The sequence below is a fragment of the Phytobacter diazotrophicus genome, from assembly GCF_052061655.1.
Classification (GTDB): Bacteria; Pseudomonadota; Gammaproteobacteria; order Enterobacterales; family Enterobacteriaceae; genus Phytobacter; species Phytobacter diazotrophicus.
In genome coordinates this window covers 4932674-4952186 of record NZ_CM125428.1, presented here as the reverse complement: position 1 = coordinate 4952186, position 19513 = coordinate 4932674, and the positions used below count along the sequence as shown (strand labels likewise).

General features: G+C 54.4%; 17 protein-coding genes. 7 read left to right on the top strand and 10 right to left on the bottom strand.

Annotated features, from left to right (window positions below):
* Positions 1 to 65: 65 nt before the first annotated feature.
* On the bottom strand, positions 66 to 3587 hold the full coding sequence (gene hsdR / locus ACS0RQ_RS24015) for a type I restriction-modification system endonuclease (protein WP_271848713.1): 3522 nt from the start codon (positions 3585 to 3587) through the stop codon (positions 66 to 68).
* Positions 3588 to 3840: 253 nt separating this feature from the next.
* Positions 3841 to 5010, bottom strand: coding sequence for a restriction endonuclease (locus ACS0RQ_RS24010; RefSeq protein ID WP_271848714.1), 1170 nt, complete (start codon positions 5008 to 5010; stop codon positions 3841 to 3843).
* A gap of 380 nt (positions 5011 to 5390) precedes the next feature.
* On the opposite strand from ACS0RQ_RS24010, the gene ACS0RQ_RS24005 reads away from it, so the two are divergent.
* From ACS0RQ_RS24005 to ACS0RQ_RS23990, 4 genes are all read left to right on the top strand, one after another.
* The gene (locus tag ACS0RQ_RS24005) at positions 5391 to 6356 is read left to right on the top strand and encodes a quinone oxidoreductase family protein (RefSeq protein ID WP_271848715.1); all 966 of its coding nucleotides are present in this window, start codon (positions 5391 to 5393) and stop codon (positions 6354 to 6356) included.
* A 124-nt stretch (positions 6357 to 6480) separates the two neighbouring features.
* Positions 6481 to 6948 (top strand): MarR family winged helix-turn-helix transcriptional regulator, encoded by a 468-nt coding sequence (locus ACS0RQ_RS24000; RefSeq protein WP_271848716.1) that lies wholly within the window; start codon positions 6481 to 6483, stop codon positions 6946 to 6948.
* Between the two features lie 3 nt (positions 6949 to 6951).
* Positions 6952 to 8019 carry an HlyD family secretion protein gene (locus ACS0RQ_RS23995; protein ID WP_107223751.1) on the top strand — a complete coding sequence of 356 codons (1068 nt, stop codon included), beginning with the start codon at positions 6952 to 6954 and terminating at the stop codon, positions 8017 to 8019.
* The gene (locus tag ACS0RQ_RS23990) at positions 8009 to 9076 is read left to right on the top strand and encodes a DUF2955 domain-containing protein (protein ID WP_079497324.1); all 1068 of its coding nucleotides are present in this window, start codon (positions 8009 to 8011) and stop codon (positions 9074 to 9076) included. Before ACS0RQ_RS23995 ends, ACS0RQ_RS23990 begins: the two co-directional genes overlap by 11 nt.
* On the opposite strand, the gene ACS0RQ_RS23985 is transcribed toward ACS0RQ_RS23990, so the two are convergent.
* The 5 genes from ACS0RQ_RS23985 to mdtM all read right to left on the bottom strand — a co-directional run bounded on the left by ACS0RQ_RS23985 (position 9070) and on the right by mdtM (position 12914).
* Complete coding sequence (locus ACS0RQ_RS23985) at positions 9070 to 9309, bottom strand: DUF2164 domain-containing protein (RefSeq protein WP_110295106.1); 240 nt, start codon at positions 9307 to 9309, stop codon at positions 9070 to 9072. The genes ACS0RQ_RS23990 and ACS0RQ_RS23985 overlap by 7 nt on opposite strands.
* A 74-nt stretch (positions 9310 to 9383) precedes the next feature.
* Positions 9384 to 9641, bottom strand: coding sequence for a putative Se/S carrier protein (locus ACS0RQ_RS23980; RefSeq protein ID WP_271848874.1), 258 nt, complete (start codon positions 9639 to 9641; stop codon positions 9384 to 9386).
* On the bottom strand, positions 9641 to 10405 hold the full coding sequence (gene yjiL / locus ACS0RQ_RS23975) for a putative 2-hydroxyacyl-CoA dehydratase activator YjiL (protein ID WP_271848717.1): 765 nt from the start codon (positions 10403 to 10405) through the stop codon (positions 9641 to 9643). Before yjiL ends, ACS0RQ_RS23980 begins: the two co-directional genes overlap by 1 nt.
* A 9-nt stretch (positions 10406 to 10414) precedes the next feature.
* Entirely contained in the window at positions 10415 to 11566 is a 1152-nt protein-coding gene (locus tag ACS0RQ_RS23970) for a double-cubane-cluster-containing anaerobic reductase (protein WP_271848718.1), read from the bottom strand.
* A gap of 112 nt (positions 11567 to 11678) precedes the next feature.
* On the bottom strand, positions 11679 to 12914 hold the full coding sequence (gene mdtM / locus ACS0RQ_RS23965) for a multidrug efflux MFS transporter MdtM (protein ID WP_271848719.1): 1236 nt from the start codon (positions 12912 to 12914) through the stop codon (positions 11679 to 11681).
* A gap of 337 nt (positions 12915 to 13251) precedes the next feature.
* On the opposite strand from mdtM, the gene ACS0RQ_RS23960 reads away from it, so the two are divergent.
* A complete protein-coding gene (locus ACS0RQ_RS23960) occupies positions 13252 to 14358 on the top strand; it encodes a glycosyltransferase family 9 protein (protein ID WP_271848720.1) in 1107 nt (368 codons plus the stop codon).
* Between the two features lie 51 nt (positions 14359 to 14409).
* On the opposite strand, the gene ACS0RQ_RS23955 is transcribed toward ACS0RQ_RS23960, so the two are convergent.
* Positions 14410 to 15690 carry a DUF445 domain-containing protein gene (locus ACS0RQ_RS23955; RefSeq protein ID WP_271848721.1) on the bottom strand — a complete coding sequence of 427 codons (1281 nt, stop codon included), beginning with the start codon at positions 15688 to 15690 and terminating at the stop codon, positions 14410 to 14412.
* A gap of 189 nt (positions 15691 to 15879) precedes the next feature.
* Between ACS0RQ_RS23955 and ACS0RQ_RS23950 the strand changes: the two genes are divergently transcribed.
* Positions 15880 to 17418 carry a DNA recombination protein RmuC gene (locus ACS0RQ_RS23950; protein WP_271848722.1) on the top strand — a complete coding sequence of 513 codons (1539 nt, stop codon included), beginning with the start codon at positions 15880 to 15882 and terminating at the stop codon, positions 17416 to 17418.
* 68 nt (positions 17419 to 17486) lie between these two features.
* Positions 17487 to 18272, top strand: coding sequence for a hypothetical protein (locus tag ACS0RQ_RS23945; RefSeq protein WP_271848723.1), 786 nt, complete (start codon positions 17487 to 17489; stop codon positions 18270 to 18272).
* A 7-nt stretch (positions 18273 to 18279) separates the two neighbouring features.
* On the opposite strand, the gene yjiA is transcribed toward ACS0RQ_RS23945, so the two are convergent.
* The gene (yjiA, locus tag ACS0RQ_RS23940) at positions 18280 to 19233 is read right to left on the bottom strand and encodes a GTPase (RefSeq protein ID WP_271848724.1); all 954 of its coding nucleotides are present in this window, start codon (positions 19231 to 19233) and stop codon (positions 18280 to 18282) included.
* 10 nt (positions 19234 to 19243) lie between these two features.
* A complete protein-coding gene (locus ACS0RQ_RS23935) occupies positions 19244 to 19447 on the bottom strand; it encodes a YbdD/YjiX family protein (RefSeq protein WP_039078221.1) in 204 nt (67 codons plus the stop codon).
* Positions 19448 to 19513 lie beyond the last annotated feature (66 nt).

Genomic DNA, 19513 nt, shown 5'->3' with positions numbered 1-19513 from the left:
GCTATTCCGGTTGAGGCCGGTTACCCGGCTTGTCTGTCAAAAAATGATGGGGGAGGGTATCACGATCAGGCGGATTTTGGTGCCCACAATGCATCGCTCATCTGATCGAGAATGGTGTCCAGTTGGTTGTCCAGCAGGCTGTTGAGCTTCTTTGTTCCGCCGTCGGCGGAGAACAGGTGGTTAACGAAGTTTTTATCCAGCACCACTTCATGCACCAGTTGTTTTGCCAGCCGCTCCAGCCAGCGTTTCTGCACTTTACTCCAGCTATGCTGGGCATAGATTTTGTCCAGCGCCAGCTTAACGCGTTCCTCGAACGGAATAAGCGGTTCACCGAGCGCGGCCTGGCGAATATGCCCAATGATGGTGGCGGCGATATCCTGGCTGCTTTGGGTTCGCACCGCCGAGCGCAGGCTGGCCTCGCTGTAGCCTGCTTCATCCAGCAAAAGCCGGATCTCTTTTAGCTGCTCACGCGTCAGGTCGCGTGGACGGTTAATCACCACCGACAGCGCCGCGGACTGGTTGATTTGTGTGGAGATAAACTCGTTGAAGCTTTGCAGGTAGTCGGCGGGTTTCTGGTAGCGCCCGTAGGTCTGCTCTTTGCTGATGAGTTCATCATCATGGTCTGAAATCACCGGGCGGTACTCGCTGCCCAGCAGGGCTCCGACATCGCTTAACTGGCGGATCAGATTGCGATGCTGCTTGAGAAACGCCGAGGCTTGCTGCGGGCCAAGCTTATGCAGGTGCTGGTGCAACTGTTTTGGCTCCACGCCCCAGAGCTCTTCCAGTTCATTGAGTTTTTGGCGGACTTCCGGGCGTTTTTCGGCCTTTTTCTCCGCCTTACGCAGGACGCGCATAATTTTCTGGCTGAGCTGATTGAGTAAGCTATCCGCCTGGGTTTCCGTTGGGCTATCGCCTGGATTGTTCAGCGCCGTTTCCAGCACATCGTCATTCGACAGCTCTTCAACCAGTTGCTCGATGCTGACGCCCGCGTTTTTCACCAGCGGCTTCATGGTGTTCACATCCTGAAGCGTGGCGTAAATATCCACCGGATCGTGGATCCAGAAGACGGTTTTGCCGATATCGTCGCAGCGACGGGTGGCGCGACCGATCATCTGCTCGTACAGAATGCGCGATTTTACCCGACGCAGGAAGACCAGATGGGTGATCGCCGGAACGTCAATACCGGTGGTTAACAGATCCACGGTGATCCCAATGCTGGGGTAGCGTTCGTTTTTGAAACGCTTGATAAGCTTGCTGACCTGATCGCTCTTGCCGGTGATCTTCTCAATCGCGGCCTGATTAAAGTCGGGGTTGACCGCGCCCATGGCCTCATCGAGCAGGCGCTTAACCATATCTGCGTGGGCGTCCGTGGCGCAGAAAATCAGCGTTTTTTCATCGCCGGAAGGATCGATCTCTTTCGCCAGCTCTTCGCAGATCACCCGGTTGAAATCTTCGGTGATCACTTTACGGTTGAAGGCATTGACGTCGAAATTTAGCTCGTCTTCCAGCTCACTGGTATCGATTTCCCCCGTTTCTGCATCCACGGCACTGACGGTGTCGCCAGCCTCAAAGTGAATACCGTATTTACTGAGCTGGGTTTCATAGCGAACCGGGGGTTCGTGGTCAATCAGCCAGTCTTCCGCCACCGCTTCCCGGTAGGAATAAACATAAACGGGGTGACCAAAAATCTCGCTGGTGTGTTTGGCCGGGGTGGCGGTCAGGCCGATTTTTACGGCGTCAAAATAGTCGAGCACCCGACGATAGCTGGAGAGATATTGGGCGTTATCGCGGATAGAGAGTTCGCCCTCGGTCATCTCCTGATCCAGCGTGTAACCACGGTGCGCTTCGTCGATGATGATGCAGTCGTAGGTATCTACCGCAGGCGGCGTGCCGGAACGATAGATCCGGCTGACCATGGATTGCACTGTGGCAACCTGTACGCGGGTTTCTGCTTCTGCCGCCATATCACCCAGCTCGGCGACATTATAGATTTGTGAAAGCGTCTGGTTCTGTTCCAGCGAAGCCTCTTTAAAAGCATCCTGCGCCTGTTCACCGAGCGCAGAGCGGTCGACGAGAAAGAGTATCCGTTTAAAGCGTTCGGCCTTCAGAAAGCGGTAGATTAAGCCAATAATGGTACGTGTTTTGCCTGTCCCGGTCGCCATAGCCAGCAACGCTTCACGCGAGCCCTGTTCCAGTGCGGACTCGACGGCCTTAACCGCGTTGACCTGGTAATCACGCAAGCCAAGATAGCTAAACGGCTCTTGATGCAATTTGGCTTCTGCTTCCATCCGGCTACGATGCAGGCGGTCCATCAGACCTTCTGGCGTGATAAAGCTTTCCAGTGGATAGCGGGTATTATCAGGCGAGCGAACATCGCGGAACCACGTGCCGGAGTGTTCGGCGGACTGTTTGATATAAGGCCGACCGTTGCAAGAGAACACGAAAGGAATTTGATAAACGCTATTCACACCATCTTCCCAGCCTTTGACGCGCCCTTCTTCAGACCAGGCGGGGATCATGGATGCGTCAAACTGAAAACCTTTGCTGTAGCGCTCGGCCTGGGGGATTTTCCCGGCCACATTTTCGTTTTTTCTTTTTGCTTCAACGGTTGCGACGGGGGTGAGCCCGCAGAAAAGAACGTAATCTGCTCTGCCATGTTCGTCATCGGCAAAGGTCGGCCATTCTGCAATGGCTTTGTTCACCCCTTTTTCAGGGCGGGAGCCTTTTTTCCAGGTGATTTCCTGAGTATCTGCCAGCCAGCCCCATTCATTGAGCTGCTGGTCAATCAGGATCCGCGTCAGCTCTTCGGTAATGATGTGCTTGCGGGCATAGCTGGACTTGCGGCCAAACTCTTTGCGCTGGGCCGTAATGGCTTGCTGTGTTTGCTGAGCAAGCTGCGCCTGCAAGGCGGTGAGCTTCGCTTCATAATTTTGCTGGAGCGTTTGCAGATCCTGCTGGCTCATTTCCAGTAATTGCTGTTGTTCTCTGGCCTCAATATCCATTTCGTGAGCCAGTTGCTCATATTCTTCTTTTTGCTGTTTAAGTAAATTCTGAAGCTGCTCGCTGGATTCTAGCTTTTGGTTCGCTGCCAATAAGGTTTGTTTGAGTTGTTCGATGGCAGATTGAGATTTATTGAGCTGTTCACTTGGGTCATGCGGCGGAACAAAAGGACCCGGATTAAACTGACTACCGGCATCACCAAATGTCTGGTGGAACCAAATTGCCAGCGCACGGGCGACTTTCAGCGCATCCATCGCTTCACGGTGACGGGTCTGGAACTGATGCGTCGCTTTATTACCTTCAATTCTCAGCGTATGAAATAACTGACGGATGGCAGGATCAAACTGTAATTCTCTGTCCAACCTGTAGAGCAACTCTTGCTGGTTTGGATTATCTTCCCGGCTAATATTCAACCGGGCAGCAATATTTTGCGCCAGCGCTTCACCAAACTGGCGTAGCTTCATCAGCGTGGTATTGGGATCGCTGGAGAATAGACGTTCTGCGGTGGCGGTGATTTGAACCAATAGCGGATCGTATTCTGCCAGGAAATCAAAGTTTGTTTGTTGAGTTGGGCTGGCGGTTGTCAAAGATTAAGCTCCTTGCAGCGATCACCCGCAGCGTATTGCTGAAAATGCAAAGGGTGAAAAGGTTCGTTTTGCGAGACGTCTTCCAAAATCATAACGCTGCACGTTTTTTTATCAAGCGTTATAAGAGCAGGATGTTGTGCGTAACACTTTAAAAAGGCTAAAGAATGGGAGTGATGAGTAATTTGTAGATAGTGATGATGTCTGAGTGATGGGAAGAAGAGGGCGCGACCTTACTGGCCGCGACTTTTCGTGCTTATGACTCAATCTCCAACTCATCAAACAGCTGTAAATCTACATCCAGCAGCTCAACCGCATTACTGCGCCTGATCCCGACGTTATTTTCAATCAACAGCTCCAGCAGACGGTCGCCGTCGATGAGCGTAATCGGCGCGGCACCGGGGAATAACGCCGCCTCTGCGCATTTCGCCGCAAATTTTCCAGTGGTGATTAGCGTGCCGCGAATAGCTTTGTGGTAGGGCAATGCACCGCGCAGCTGGTCGATAAACGGGCGGGTAATGGTGTTTTGCATTCGCTTTACCTGCACCACTTCGGTAATGGTGGTGATGCCGACCTGCACTTTACCGACCACGTCCACACCTTTATCGCCAGAGGCTTTGGTGACTTCCACCTGTTCGTAGCCCATGGCTTCCAGCAATTGCCCAACCAGATGCTCAAACTTGTACGGATTCATGGTGCTGATTTGCTCGCGCAGCAGCTCTTTTTGTTGCTGGTTATAGCGTTTCACTGCGTCGAGCAGCTCTTTGCGTGGATCGGTTTTACGTTCAGGCAGCGCCTTGCCCAGCCACTTTCTTCCGGCGTCGGTGATTTTGTAGCTCATCCCTTCACGGGCGACCAGGTCGCGCTCAATCAGGTTATACAGCCGGGCATAGAGGGTGGTTTTGACGGAGCTGGGGGAGGCGAATTTGGAGTGTTGATGTAAGAACGCCTGCCATTCGGGTAGCAGATCGGCGCGCCGTGCCTGCTCGCGACCGGCCAATAGCTCCAGTAATTGCAGCATACCTTCGATATCGTCCAGCCGACGAAGTGTGGCTTCATCCCCGGCAAGAAAGAGTCGCCCTTGTTCGCTGGGGTACCAGCCGCCGTCCTCATGGGTTTGCATCAGATCGAAAAGCGGGTTGTTGATAAACATATAACAACCGTAGCTGTGGCGCGGATTAAGGACATGGTTATCTGTCTTCCAGATCTGCCAGGCGATTTTCGCATCCTCGCCGCTGAGCCTTTCTTTCAGCCAGATATCCGGCTCGGACCAGTCCACGGGGTTCTGCGGTGTGCCGGTCTGTTCCTGAATGGCGGTGATCATATTTCGGACCGATTTTACGGAGCACCCTGCTATGGCTTTCATCATGGCCCGGGTTTGTGCGTAGGTCGGGAACAACGGAGTAATGACTTTATAATTTCTCATGACAATCCATTCACCGAGTAATTTGTTACATCATGCCATTTTCTAAGGTTTGATAAAGTGCCTGTGGCCTTTAAATATCTTTAATTTCATTCGATTGCTTGCCGGGTTGTGGCTTCCCGGCTGCGCTACGCTTAGCCGGGCTACGGACCGGAAGTGCCTGGCGAGCCATGCTGCGCGATCAAAACAAAAGTCGTCCGATCTTCCCGGCGGTAGTGGGCGAGGATACGTTTCGTGCGCTTAAAATTTACGCACGTTGCCTCTGCGGGATGAGTGTATAGGCTGAGAGTTTGTACGCAAAACCTGTAGCAGGTGACAAGGCGTTACATCCTGTATGGCGCGTGTCTCCTGCATTTCGGCATCACGACGAGGGGGAGAAGGTAATGAATACCATGAAAGCCGCCGTCTATTTTCAACCAGGAAAACCGGATGTTCTGCATTATCGCGATGTGCCCCTGCCGGTCTGTGGCCCGGATGATGTGCTGGTCAAAATTGAAGCCATTGCGCTTGAGGGCGGCGATGTAATCAATCGCGCGACTGCAGCGCCTGGGCCAGAAGGGGCGATTCCCGGTTATTCGGCGGCGGGCAGCATTGTTGCCGTTGGCGCAAACGTGAAAGATCGCCATCCAGGCCAACGAGTCACGACCATTGCCCTTGCAGGCTCTCATGCGGAATATCGCGTGGCCCCTGCCGCGTGGTCCTGGGTTATTCCGCAAGGGCTGGATGTGGCTGCCGCTGCGGTTATCCCGGTCAGTTTTGGTACGGCTGCGCGAGCGCTGTTTTCGCGCCTGAACCTTAAAGCCGGTGAGACACTACTGATTCAGGGCGGTGCCGGGGGCGTTGGCGTCGCGGCGATTCAACTGGCAAAGGCTCGGGGCGCACGGGTGCTGGCAACGCTTTCCGGTCGCGAGCGTATCGCGCAACTCGCTCAGCTTGGGCTGGATGTGGCGCTGGACTACCGTCAGCAGGACATCGTCGCAGAAGTAAAACGGCTGACGGAGGGCGCCGGGGTGGACAGCGTGTTGGATCTCGTGGGGTCAACGCTTGACCAGTCTCTTGCCTGTCTTCGTGAGTGGGGAACCGTGGTGCTGGCAGGTAATGCGGGGGGAACCCCGCATGTCGATTTGATGGCCTTACAGCAGGCGAATCAACACCTCAGCGGGCTATTCTGGGGGCGAGAACTGGCGTATGAAGAGGCCAGGGCGTCCGTAGACAAGCTACTTCTTGATGCGCGTGACAAGCAATTTAGTGTCGTGATCGACAAGCAGTTTGCGCTGGCTGATGTTGTTGAAGCGCATCGTTATGCCGAAGAGAATCATCTGCTTGGGCGCATTATTCTGCGTCCCTGAACGCCGTGCCAGCCTGCGCGGCTGGCAGTTTTCTCTTTCGCATTCCATGCTCTTTCATACCTGTGTTTCTTGATACTTATCATGATAACTATTATCCTCCTCACCGCTTAATGAGGAACCTCACATGACCGAAGACGAACTGTTTGCCCGCAGGCCGCTGGGAATGCGAATGGCGATGATTGTGCGCCAGTGGCGCGCCACCATTGATCATGCGCTTGCCGATACCGGCCTCACCCAGTCGGGCTGGACGGTGCTGATGCAGCTTCGCCAGCTAGGAGATAACGTCTCGGTCAGTGAACTGGCGGAAGTGCAGGGCATTGAACTGCCGCCGCTGATGCGTACCCTCACCCAGCTTGAAAATCAGGGATTGCTTGTGCGCACGATATCCCCCTATGACAAGCGCATCCGCCTGCTGACGCTCACGCCGGAAGGTCATGCCATGCTGGAAAAAATCACCCGTGTGATTGAAGCCTGTCAGGAACGTGCGGCGCAAAACATCCCGGCTGAAAATATGGACATTTTCAGCGCGACATTGAATCAGATCGCCTGCAATTTGCGGAATATCCGCGAAGAAGATAACAAGACTAAATAAATCATGATGACGCCAGAACAAAAGTTTGCCCGCTGGGTAAGGGTGAGTATTGCCTCTTTCCTGCTGATGTTTGTCTACTTTATCGTTGCCGATATCTGGATCCCGCTGACGCCGGACTCCACCGTAATGCGCGTGGTGACCCCGGTGTCTTCGCGCGTTTCCGGCTATGTTGCGAAGGTCTACGTGCAAAATAACAGCGTGGTGAAGAAGGGTGACTTGCTCTACGAGCTGGATGCCACGCCGTTTAACAACCAGGTGGAAGCCGCGCAAATCGCGCTGGCGCAGGCGCGTCTTACCAATCAGCAACTGGATGCGCAGATTGCGGCAGCCGAAGCGAACCTGAAAACCGCACAGCTTACCGCGCAAAATGACAAAGTCACCTTTGACCGCTATCAGCGTCTGGGGGCGATGCAAAACGTCTCGCAATCTGACCTGGATAAGGTGCGCACGACATGGCAGAGCAGCGTGCAGTCGGTGAATAACCTCAACGCGACGATCCACGCTCTGACTATCGAACGTGGCGAGCGCGATGACAGCCGCAACGTGACGCTGCAAAAATATCAAAATAGCCTCGAGCAGGCGCAGCTCAATCTTGGCTGGACGCAGGTGCGTGCCGAGGTCGACGGTAAAGTGAGTAACCTGCAACTGAGCCCCGGCTATTATGCCGCTGCCGGGAGCGCAACCCTGGCGCTGGTGCATGACAGTGCAGATATCGTGGCGGATTTTCGCGAGAAAAGTTTACGTCACACTCACGTCGGTACCGATGCCGCGGTGGTCTTTGATGCATTGCCGGGCCATGTGTTTCGTGGCCATGTCACCAGTAGTGATGCCGGGGTGTTAGCCGGGCAGCAAGCGGTTAACGGCGAGCTGTCGGAACCGGAAACCTCCAACCGCTGGGTGCGTGATGCGCAGCGCATGCGTATTCACGTGGCGCTGGATGACGCCTTGCCCAAATCCCTGCCGACCGGCGCGCGCGCCACCGTGCAGCTATATAACAGCGAAGGGCCGTTTGCCCGCTTCTTCTCGGGGCTGCAAATCCATCTCGTTAGCTGGCTGCACTATGTCTATTAATACCCTCGCGCGCGTCTTTACGCCGCACGGCAACATCGTCTATACGGCGAATGATTTTCGCCAGACGCTGCGCATTGTGTTTGCCGGGATGATCGCGCTGAGTATCTCGAGCTTTTACAACACCAGCTATGGCGTCTTTTATGTCGTCTACCCGGTGATGTTGCTCTCGCTGGTGCCGGTGTTTAACCGCCACGTGGCGAAGCAGTTTATTTTTAGCGCGGTACTAAACTGCGTCGAAATGGTGCTGATCATCGGCTATTTGTCGAAATGGCCGCTGATGATGACGCTGGTGGTATTCGGCCTGTATGTGATGCGTTTTCGCTTTATGAGTAAGGGGCCGCTGTTCCTGTTTGGTTCGGCGGGGGTGGTGTGTCAGAGCACTATGCTCAACTTTATGAGCTACCCGACCAGCGACTGGCACACGTTGATTTTCTCCAATATTGAAGCCAGTGTGATGGCGGTAGCCCTCAGTGCGCTGATGAATTACCTGATCCCGGATGTGGCGCCGCGCAATCCGCCGCCGCGGATCGAAAAAAGCGATGCCCGCGTGCGGCATGAGTCCCTGCTCTCCGGGACCGTGGCGACGATGATTTTTGTCGTGTTCCAGATAAGCGATCTCAGTGATTCGCTGTCAGCGCTGATGGCGGGTATTTTGATCCTGTTCCCGATGCATTATCGCGGTGCGGTGATGAGTTCGTTGTGGCGTGTGGTGGGGGTGATTCTCGCCTGTCTGTATATCTTGCTGGTGCAGTTGATTCTCTACAATCACAGTAGCCATATGTTGTTGATGATGCCGCTGATAGGCCTCGGGCTGGCGTTTAGCGCGCGACTGCACGTGATGGAAAAGGTGGGAGCGGGTGTCGGTTTTGCCAGCGTTACCACCATCGGCATTATGTTTGGGCAGAACCTGCACCCGGATACCGACCTGGTGTTCAGCGATCTTTATCGCATTGTGTCGGTGACGGTCGCTCTGTTGGGCACACTAACGATGGTGTTTCTGGTGCACCTGATCTTAAACCGTTTCGAGGCGACGCGGTTTGTGGTCGAAGATCAGTAGATTTTTTTCAGATCCATCTCTTCCTGAATGCGTTCGCTGTAAGCGGCGTGCGTGCGGATGGCTTCATCGATCCCGGCGTTAAACAGCGTCGGGCCGATATTTTCAATGACGAAATCGACAAAGAATTCGGCGTCGAATTGTTCCAGTTCGAGGTCGAAGTTGTCGATGCAGTAGCGTTGCAGCTTTTCGCGAAGCATCTCGCGTTCGCTGTGGCTGAGATCGATTTTGCTCATCGGGTTTCCTGGTAAGAGAAAAAGGGCATCATAGCAGAGCTTCGCGGTAACGCGCTCCCGGCTGCGGCTGCGCCTTATCCGGGCGACGACTCATACACCGCCACCTGCTTAAACGCTTCTCCCTCGCAGCGGTAAATCGCCTGGGTCGCGCCGGGCAGCACCCACTGCTGTTCGGTACCGGGTGGGCACTGCAGGCGAATGCATAACCCGCAGCCGCCGCGCAGGGTGCGCGGGATATCCGCCACGCGAAACGACACGCCGGATGCCTGCAGCAGCTTGCGGGTCTGCACGACGCCTACGGTGGAGTGAAATAAAAACAGGAACTCTTCCATCAACGTCCCCTCTGGCGCTGACCAATCAGCGCCGCGCCAATCGCCCCCGCGTATTGAGCATCGTCATGGGTATACACTGCCATCTTCAGATGCTCGCTCAGCATGGTACGAAAACGGGCGCAATGGCTGACGCCGCCGGTAAACAGCAGCGGTCCCTGAGTGGTGAGCCGTGAAATAAAATGGCTGCTGCGTCGTGCCATCGCATTGATCACACCCGCCAGAATCGCCTCGGGAGCAACGCCCGCTGAGCGCAGGCTGATCACTTCTGATTCGGCGAACACGGTGCACATGCTGGTCAGCGGATGCGGCGCGATGCCGTCGGTGATCCCGTCCAGCGCCTCTACCGTAGTACCCAGAGTGCGTGAAATGACGTCCAGAAAGCGCCCTGTTCCGGCGGCGCATTTGTCGTTCATCAGAAAATCGGTGAGATTGCCCTGTTCATCAAGCTGGATAACCTTGCTGTCCTGACCGCCGATATCAATGACGGTGCGTGCCTCCGGCAACAGCAGGCGCGCGCCCAGCCCGTGACAGGAAATCTCTGTTACCTGCTTATCGGCAAAATCCACCAGTTGCCGCCCGTAGCCGGTAAGCGTCAGGAAGGGTTTTTCCTCCAGCCCTGCCCGCAGTGTCTCCCAGGCGTTATGGATGCTGTCCGCCGGGCGAAATGACGTCGGGCAGAGGAAACGCCGGACAATGGCGTTCCCCTCCAGCAATATCCCTTTGGTGGTGGTTGAACCGGAATCAATACCTATCGTGAACGTCACCCTGACCCCTTAGAGCATCTCAATAAACGCGGCGACACGGGTGCTGAGCTGCCCGATATCGGCGGTGGAGTAATCCGTCTCAATCGCCATGTAGGGAATGTTGTGCTGCTGGCGCACGTGGCGTTTGATGGCGAGTGATTCCACCGCGTAGGTGTGGCAGGCCTGCAAAATCACGTCCACCACGCCGTCGGCCTGGTACTCTTCGACCATCTGGCTCAGTAAACGCAGGCGTTCGGTGTTAGGTGAAATGCAGGAGCAGCCAATCGCCAGATATTTGTCGGTCAGCGCGTCGTAGACATCACCGTCCTCCGCCACATTGCGTTCGGTAGCTTTCGCCCCGGTGCAGTTCTCGTAGCCCACCACCCAACCGCCGTTCTCTTCAATGGCACGCACCACTTTTTCGGCCGCGCCGCCAATCGGGCAGCCGGTGATCAGGATGCGCGGACGGGATTCCAGCCGCTTGCCCTGTTCCCACTCGGCCTTGACGCGGGTGGTCATCTCATTGAGCTCGGCAATCAATGCGTTTTTATCGAAACGGAAGGTTGCGCCGTACACCACTTTCAGGATGTCTGCCCCGCTCAGCGCGGGCGGATTTAACTGCCCCAGACGGTAGAAATCAGCCGTTGCCTGACGTTCACGGTTTTTCAGTACGATGGCCTCGCGCAGGGCGGTTTCGCTGATCGGCTGGCCGAAGCGCTCCTCGATGTGCTGTTGCAGGCGCAGAATTTCCGATTTCCACAGCGCCCGGGAGGCGTCATCCGTCGCGCTGTTAGGCAGTTGCATTACGTGGACGGCTTTGAAATCTGCCATGTATTCGTACATTTTTTTCTTGCCGTCGCAGGTGGTTTCGCCCACCACCAGGTCGGAAAAATAGAAGTACGGACATTTGTCGGTTTTACCGAAACCATAGCTACTTTTAATCAGCGGGCAGAGATTACGCGGCAGATCTTTTTCCGCTTCTTCAATGGTTTCGTCGTTGGTGGAGCACAATGAGACCACGACTGCTCCCGCGGCCATCGCGATTTCCTGCGGCATAAAAGTACAGTAGGTGCCGACCAGCGGGATCCCCTGTTCTTTCAGTTCCATCACGGTGAGAAAACCTTTCTGGCGGGCGTCGGAGAATTGCTCAAATACTTCCGGAAGTTCTGTAATAAGAGACATGATTTTTCCTTCCCCGTAACACGGGAGACAATGAAAAAAGAGGCGGCCTGCTGCCGCCGAAGGAAGAATTATAACCTTATTGAATATATGGAATTGTTGATCTGCCGCGAGATTAGCGGCATTGAGCGCTTTCGTACTGCTGTACCCGTCGCACCAGACGGTTGAGGCAGAGTATGGCAACGCCGCCTGTAACCAGCGCCAGCAGATGAAATGGAATGCGCCCGCCGCCGGAGAACCACAGCCAGCGTGCGCCCTCAATGGCGATCGCCACGGTGCTCAGCACCACGATATTGAGCGATGCTGACACAGTGCCTTTCGGTAAGTTATTCGTAAACAGCGTAAAACGAAAAAGGGTCGAGAAAATCAGACCGATACCAAAGCAATAGATACTGGTGCCGGTTACCGACCAGAACCAGAGGTGCGGAAAGAGCAGATTTCCGGCGAGCAATGTCACCAGCCCGATAAGCTGGATGGGCACGGTACGACGGATATAACGCGGATTGGTCGGATCTTCCACAAAGCGCATCACCACGATATTGGCAGCGATCAACGCGCCAAAGACCGGGATCTGCGCCCAGGCGAATTCCGCAGTGGTCATGCCGCCTGCATCGATCAGAATCACCGGGGAGACGGCCACCCAGGACATGAGTGGAATGTAATAGAGCGCGAGCGTGGCGGCCCCGTTGAGGAACACGCGGTTGCGAAATACCGCGCAAAAGTCATGGACTACGCTCATTGCCCGTAGCGGCGTCTCCTGCCTTTTTACGGTTTCCGGCATCGCCAGCATCAGCCCAAGCCAGGCCACAAAACCGAGGACGGCGATCGCCGCGAAAATCACCTTCCAGTGGACAAAATGCATTAACGCAGCGCCGCCAAGGGGCCCAATCACCGGGGCCAGCAGTACCGCCGAGGTGATAAGCGACATCAGCTTAATGGCTTTGGTCGGTTCAAAGGCTTCCTGAACGGTGACGTACCCGACCGTGGAGATAAAACAGATACTGGTGCCCTGAATAAAGCGCGCCGCCAGGAACTGTTCAAAGGTGGTAGTGAACAGCGTGGCGATACAGGCAAGGGTAAAGATAAGCGCCCCGGTCAGCAGCACCGGGCGGCGACCAATTCTGTCGGACAGTGGGCCTAACGCCCATTGCAGCGCCATGCCACCTGCCATATACAGGCTGACAGAGAGCGGGGCGAGGCTGACATCGCCATCAAAATCGCGCACCACCTGAATGATGCCCGGCTGGATCATGTCGGTGGTGAGGTAGGCGGCAAAATCATACAGCACCAGCGCCATCGGGAAGATAAAGACCCCGGCGTAACGGGCGAAAAATGCGGGCTTCCATGACATAACAGTCTCCTTTTACGGTTTTTCTTACCGCGCTCTTCTATTGTGCGAGCAGACAATTTATATGTCGACGTTAATTTTGCCTGTTTTTTAACCGGCGGGTAGTTGGCACCTTTGCGTTTCACATGTGCGCTGGCGCCGCTGGCGCATACCGGGCCGTTTTTGGTTTGCGTCATGACCAACCGCAGAAATATTCACGTCTTTTATGTTATTTTATGGCGATTCGTCAGGCTTTGTTCTTTACACATCAAGCGAAGCTGACAATGGGTTGGTGGTTATCAATCAGTAAAAATTATTGAAGTGATAAAATAAAACAACGGATTCATCGGGAGAGCGTTTGATGGCATCCAAAAAATTTAAAAATGCATTAATTTCAGCGGCCATTGGTTGCTATCGCTTTTTAACGGGAAATAAGCTTTGTGGTACAAGTGAATATAACGCAGAGCGCGTAAAAAGCATTGCCATTTTTTCTACAACAGCACTTGGCGATTTGATACTCAATACACCGGCGATCCTGGCAATAAAAGAACGGTATCCTGATGCCGCGCTGACGCTTATATCAAGCCATAAAAATAAGGCACTCGTTGAAAACAGTCCGTGGTTCGAAAACATTATTTATTGGGATCAAAAAGTTAATAATGTATCGAGTGTCGCCAGACGCCTTCGTGCTAGCAAACCGGATGTGGCGGTCCTGCTTCATTCCAAGAGTCCGTATGATGTGCTTTGTGCTGCTCTGGCTAAAATCCCTTTTGTGCTAAAAGATGCGTACAACGGAAGCGATCTGGCTATGCGTAAGCAGGTGACATCGATGCCTGAAAATAATTTTCCTGGCCATTTGATAGAGCGAAAGCTAGCGTTGGTCAATTTTATGGGGTGTTCTACAAAAAATATTCAGATGCAGATCCCCTATCCCGTCAAAAATATCTCAACTTCGCCAGATAAAGTGGTCGTTGGTTTCCAGTTGGGCGCTTCTGAAAAATTGCGCCAGTGGCCGGTTGAATATTTCAAAGAGCTTGCAAAATTATTGCTCGCCGCGGGTAATAAATTCGAAATAGCCTTGATCGGTTCTCCAGCCGAAAGGGGACTGGCAGAAGCTTTTCTTGATGGGTTTAGCGATCAGGAACTCGGCAGGATCAACGATTATGTCGGGAAATGCTCCTTGACCGGACTGGTTGAGTGCATTGCCGGGTTCGATGTTCTTGTTACCCCTGATACCGGGCCTCTTCATCTTGCGGTTGCCCTTAAGGTGAAAACGGTCAGCCTCTTTGTAACTGCAAATCCCGCTCATACCGGGCCGCTTCAGGATCCTGAACGTCATATCGTCATTAAGGAATCACCCATGCAGGCGATGGAGCTTGCCGAATATCCGGATCAGCCTATGGCGATCATTAAGCCTGAGAGAGTCCTTGCTGCTGTGCAACGTGTGGTCACGGCAGATGAAATGTAACAACTGAGCGGGGGTGAGTAACTCACCTTCATGTTCATGTTTTTATTTGTTTTATCCTGCGGGCAGCGAAAGCAGGGCGGGGATCTGCGAGAGCAGGTAAAGCACCAGGCCAATCGAGCCGCCGACCAGCGTGCCGTTGATGCGGATGAATTGCAGGTCTTTGCCAATATTCAGCTCGATCTGGTGCGACATATCGCGGGCATCCCAACTTTTCACCGTATCGCTGATATGGCGGGTGAGGAACGCGGCAAAATCCGGTGCGACGCTGTGAGCCGCCTGTTCCAGGTGTTCGTTAAGCGATGCACGTAGCGCGCCGTCCGCCAGCAGCGTTTCGCCAAACCACAGCCCGGCTTCGGTGATGCGCTGTTTAATACGTGAATCGTCGGCCTGCATATCGGCTTTCATCCAGTCGCGCAGGTCACCCCACATCTCTCCCAGATAGCGGTTAAACGCGTCATCTCCTTTCAGGTAGCGTTTAATGTTATCGGCTCTGGCGGCCATCTCCGGGTCGGTTTTCAGATTGGCGATCAGTTTCAGTACGGCTTTATCGAAGGCCCGGCGGATCTGGTGCGCGCTATCGTGGGTGACATCATCCAGCAACGTATTCACCGCGCGGGTAACCATTACGGCGCTTTGTTCACCCAGCCACTCGGTGGGTAAAATTTTGGCCTTACGCGGATGCTCCGTTTTCAGCCAGCGCACGACCTGGCTGGCGATAAAGTCCCTACTGCTCTCTTTTTGCAGTAACAGGATCATCTGGCCGATGAGGGCATCCAGCAATACCTGATGGCGCTGGTTTTTGGTCATGCTCTCCAGCATCAGCGCGCCGGTTTCGGTGAGATCGACTTTATCGATCGCCCGATGTACCGCGCGTTTAAGCAGGTTTTTGATGCGTGTGTCGTCTGCCAGCTCCAGAAATCCGCTCATGACCTGCATCAGGTGCTGGCCGACACGACGGGCGTTATCCGGCTGGCTGAACCAGACACCAATCATCTGCGCTGGCTGATGACGGTGAATGAGTGCCACCAGCGACTGGGTGTCGAGAAATTTTTCCTGCACGAACTGGCCGAGGTTGTCGCCAATACGATCTTTATTGCGTGGGATAATGGCCGTGTGGCGGGAGATAAAAGGAATAGGGACACGGCGAAAGAGCGCCACCACGGCGAACCAGTCTGCCAGCGCGCCGACCATTGCCGCCTCGGCAATGGCTTTCACCCCACTGACCCAGAAGTTGGGTGGCAGAAAAAGGGTAACAATGAAGATCGCAGCCGCGATCAACAGTAATGAGAGCGCCAGGCGTTTGGCTCGTTTGAGTTCTGTGATTTTGTCCATGGTTTAAGCATAGAGCAGAGACGCAGTTTCGCTTGGTTTTCAAAGTGAAACGTGGTGGTGACGGTTCCCCTCATCCCGGCCTTCTTCCCAAAGAGGTGAAGGAGAAAGGCAGGGCGAAAACCAAATATTGCATCTTCGTTTGCCGGGGGTATGGTAGTCGCAGAAAAGATGGATAAAGGATGCTCTGACATGACGCTTACGATGATTGCCGCTGTGATTGCCGCCCTGCTGGGGGGCGCGTTTGGCTGGCTTCTCACCCAACAGACATTTACCCGCAAAATGGCCGCGCTGGAGCATGACCATGAGCTGGCGGAGGACGAGCTGGCGGCAACCAAAAAACTGCTGCGTGAGCAGGAAGCCAAAACCGATGCGGCGCGCGAGGAAAAGCATCAGCGGGATATCGACGTCAGCGCCATGCGTCAGCAAATCAGCGATCTGAAAGGGCGAGCGGATGAGCTCTTGCAGCGTCTGACCAGAACAGAAGCGCAACTGGAAGAAGAGCGTCGTCTGTCGGGCCAGCTTGACCATGACTATACCGAGCTGAAAACCACGCTTGAACAGCGCGAGCACCATTTCCGCGAACAGTTTGCCAGCCTGGAAGAGACCAAAAAATCCCTGTCGCGCGAGTTTGAAAATATCGCCAATAAGATTTTCGAAGAGAAGGGCAAAACCTTCACCACCACCAGCAAAAACAGCCTGGATGACATGCTTAAGCCGTTTCGCGAGCAAATTGAGGGCTTCCAGAAACGGATCAATGAAGTGCATGACGCCTCCATTCGTGGCAATGCCGATTTGAATGCAGAGATTAAAAAGGTGCTCGATGTCGGTCTGAAAATGAGTACCGAGGCGACCAACCTGACCTCGGCGCTAAAAGGCGATTCCCAACAGCGCGGTGCCTGGGGCGAAGCGCAATTGCGCCGTACCCTGGAGATGAGCGGGCTGGTGGAAAAAGAGCACTTTGAGGTGCAGAGCGCCTTTACAGACGAAAACGGGCGCAGGAAACAGACGGACTACCTGATCCGCTTGCCGGACAATAAGCACATCATTATCGACAGTAAAGTGTCGCTGAATGCCTATGATCGCGCCTGTTCGGCCGAAACGCCACAAGCGCAGCAGCACGCGATGGATGAGCACATCATGGCGGTACGCCGCCACATCGATGATTTGGCATCGAAGGATTACACCAACCTGGCGGGTATTCGAAGCCCGAGCTTTGTACTGATGTTTATGCCCATCGAAGCGGCCTATATTGAGGCACTCAAAACGAATAAAGGGTTGTTTGAATACGGCTACCGCAAAGGGATTGTGCTGGTCTCCCATACCACGCTGATTCCGATTCTGCGTACCGTCTCTAACCTGTGGATGATTGAACGCAGCAACAGCGAAGCGCGGGAAATCAGTGAACGTGCCGGGGAAATCTTCAATACCGTCTGCCTGGTGGCAGAGCGTTTAAGCAAGCTTGGCGGCACACTGACCACCGCCAGCAACCAGTACAACGCTACCGTGACCTCGTTGGTGGGTAGTCAGGGGCTGTATGGCAGAGTGGAGCGCTTTGGCAAACTCTCCGAGAAGGTCAACAAGGAGCTACCGAAGCTTGAGATTTCCCACCGTGATTTCGAGCACGAACGGATGGCGATGATCGTCGAAGCGATACAGGAGCCCACCGCTGTGGAGGGAGACGCAGCCGCACTGCCCGAAACGCCTTCGCAAGCCGTTAACGAGCGCTAAGAAATGGGTGTTCCAGCCATCATCCGACGTATGATGTTCCCTCGATTGACCCTGGGTGAAAAGAAACCATGAGCGCTATTTCTGCTAATTTGTCCCGCTTTCGCGACGCTATCGTCACTTTTTCCGGTCGCAAAACGCCCGGTGAGTTACCTGCGGAATTTTTGCTGGCGCAGGAGGGAAACCTCGCGCAGTACTACATCCCTTTTGATGCGGTAAATACCCGTGCGCTGGTGGTGCTGGTGGGGATAACGCCGGGATATGTGCAGTGGTATAACGCGGTGACGACGGCGCAGAAAGTGCTGCGTGAGGGCGGCGATGACGCGCTGGCGTTACGTGAGGCGAAAAAACACGGGGCCTTTAGCGGGCCGCTGCGTAATAACCTGGTCAAATTGCTTGATGGTATTGGCCTGGCACAGATGCTCTCGCTGGATTCCACGGCGCAGCTTTTTACCGACCATACCGGGCTGGTGCACTGTACGTCGCTGTATACCCAGCCGCTGTTTGTCAAAGGCGTCAATTACAACGGCACGCCGCATTTTTCCCGCTCCACGTTATTGAGAGCGTCAATTGATGAAGGATTCGCCCAGGAAGCGGCGGCGCTGAAAAAAGCGGTATTTATTCCGCTGGGGCCGGTGGCGACCGAAGGGGTAAACCTGCTGGCAAGTCGGGGCGTGCTGGACGAGGCGCGGATATTGTCGGGATTGCCGCATCCGTCCGGGGCCAATATGGAGCGGATTAGCTATTTTCTGGGTCTGAAAGCGCGCGACACGCTGTCGAGTCGCACCAATGCGGATCTGTTGGATCAGGCAAAAGCCAGTTTACTGGCGAAGGTCGGTAAACTGGCTTTTGTGTAGTACGACGTCAGGCTTTCAGTCCGGCAAAGGCGTCGCGGATTTCCTGTTCCGGCAGTTGAATGCCGATAAACACCAGCGTGCTGTGCGGCGGCTCGTCGCCCCACGGGCGGTCCCAGTCGGCGCTATAAAGCCGCTGTACGCCCTGGAACAGCAGGCGGTTGGGCTCGCCATCAATCCACAACATGCCCTTATAGCGTAATAACTTGTCGGCAAACGACAGCAGCAGGTTTTCCATTACCCGGGAAACGTCGCTGATATTGACCGGATAATCCAGCTCCACCACAATCGATGAGACGTCGTTCTGCTTATCCGCGATAAAGTGGAAGCGTGGTCCTGAGGTGATGTTCTCTTCCAGCATAAAACCGTTGGTGTTAAACAACTGCCCGAGATTGATATCGCCATGAGTGACGGTATAAATCGGCGCGCGGGCGTTGATGCGGCCCAGACGTTCGCACAGTTTTTCACTTTCACCAGCGACATCGGTTTTGGTCAGCAGAATACGGTCGGCATAGCCTACCTGCGACTGGGCGATGGTGAACTGATTCATCTGCTCATCCGCATGGGCGGCATCCACCAGCGCAATCACGCCATCTAACAGGTAACGCTGACAGAGGATCTCATGGGAAAAGAAGGTCTGGATAATTGGGCCGGGATCGGCCATACCGGTGCACTCGATCACCAGGCGATCAAAGGTGACGTCACCGCGATCAAGGCTATCGAGTAAATCCAGCAGCGCGTCTTCCAGCTCGCTGGAACGCGTACAGCAAATACAGCCGTTGGTGAGCGTTTTGATCTGCGTGGCGCGGTCGCCAATCAGTTGATCGTCAACCGAGACTTCACCGAATTCATTCTCGATAACGGCGATTTTGAAGCCGTGCTGCTCGTTGAGGATATGACGCAGCAGGGTGGTTTTGCCGGCGCCGAGAAAACCGGTTAACAGGGTGACAGCAATCGGTGTCATGTTCTCTCCTTTAGCAGCAGCGCACGCCACCTTCTCCACTTCCGCCGTAGCGCGCTTCCTGACGTTCGCGGAAAAACTCAGTGTACGTCATCCAGGGTTTATCCGGATGATTGGTTTTCATATGTTCGACGTAGTTGTCGTAATCCGGGATGCCAATCAGCATTTTTGCCGCCTGACCGAGGTATTTTTTGGCCTGACCTAAGTTACCAAACATAACGCATCCTGATAAGAAAAAGCCCGGTGTCGCTACGCTTTACCGGGCCTACAGAACCTTGTAGGG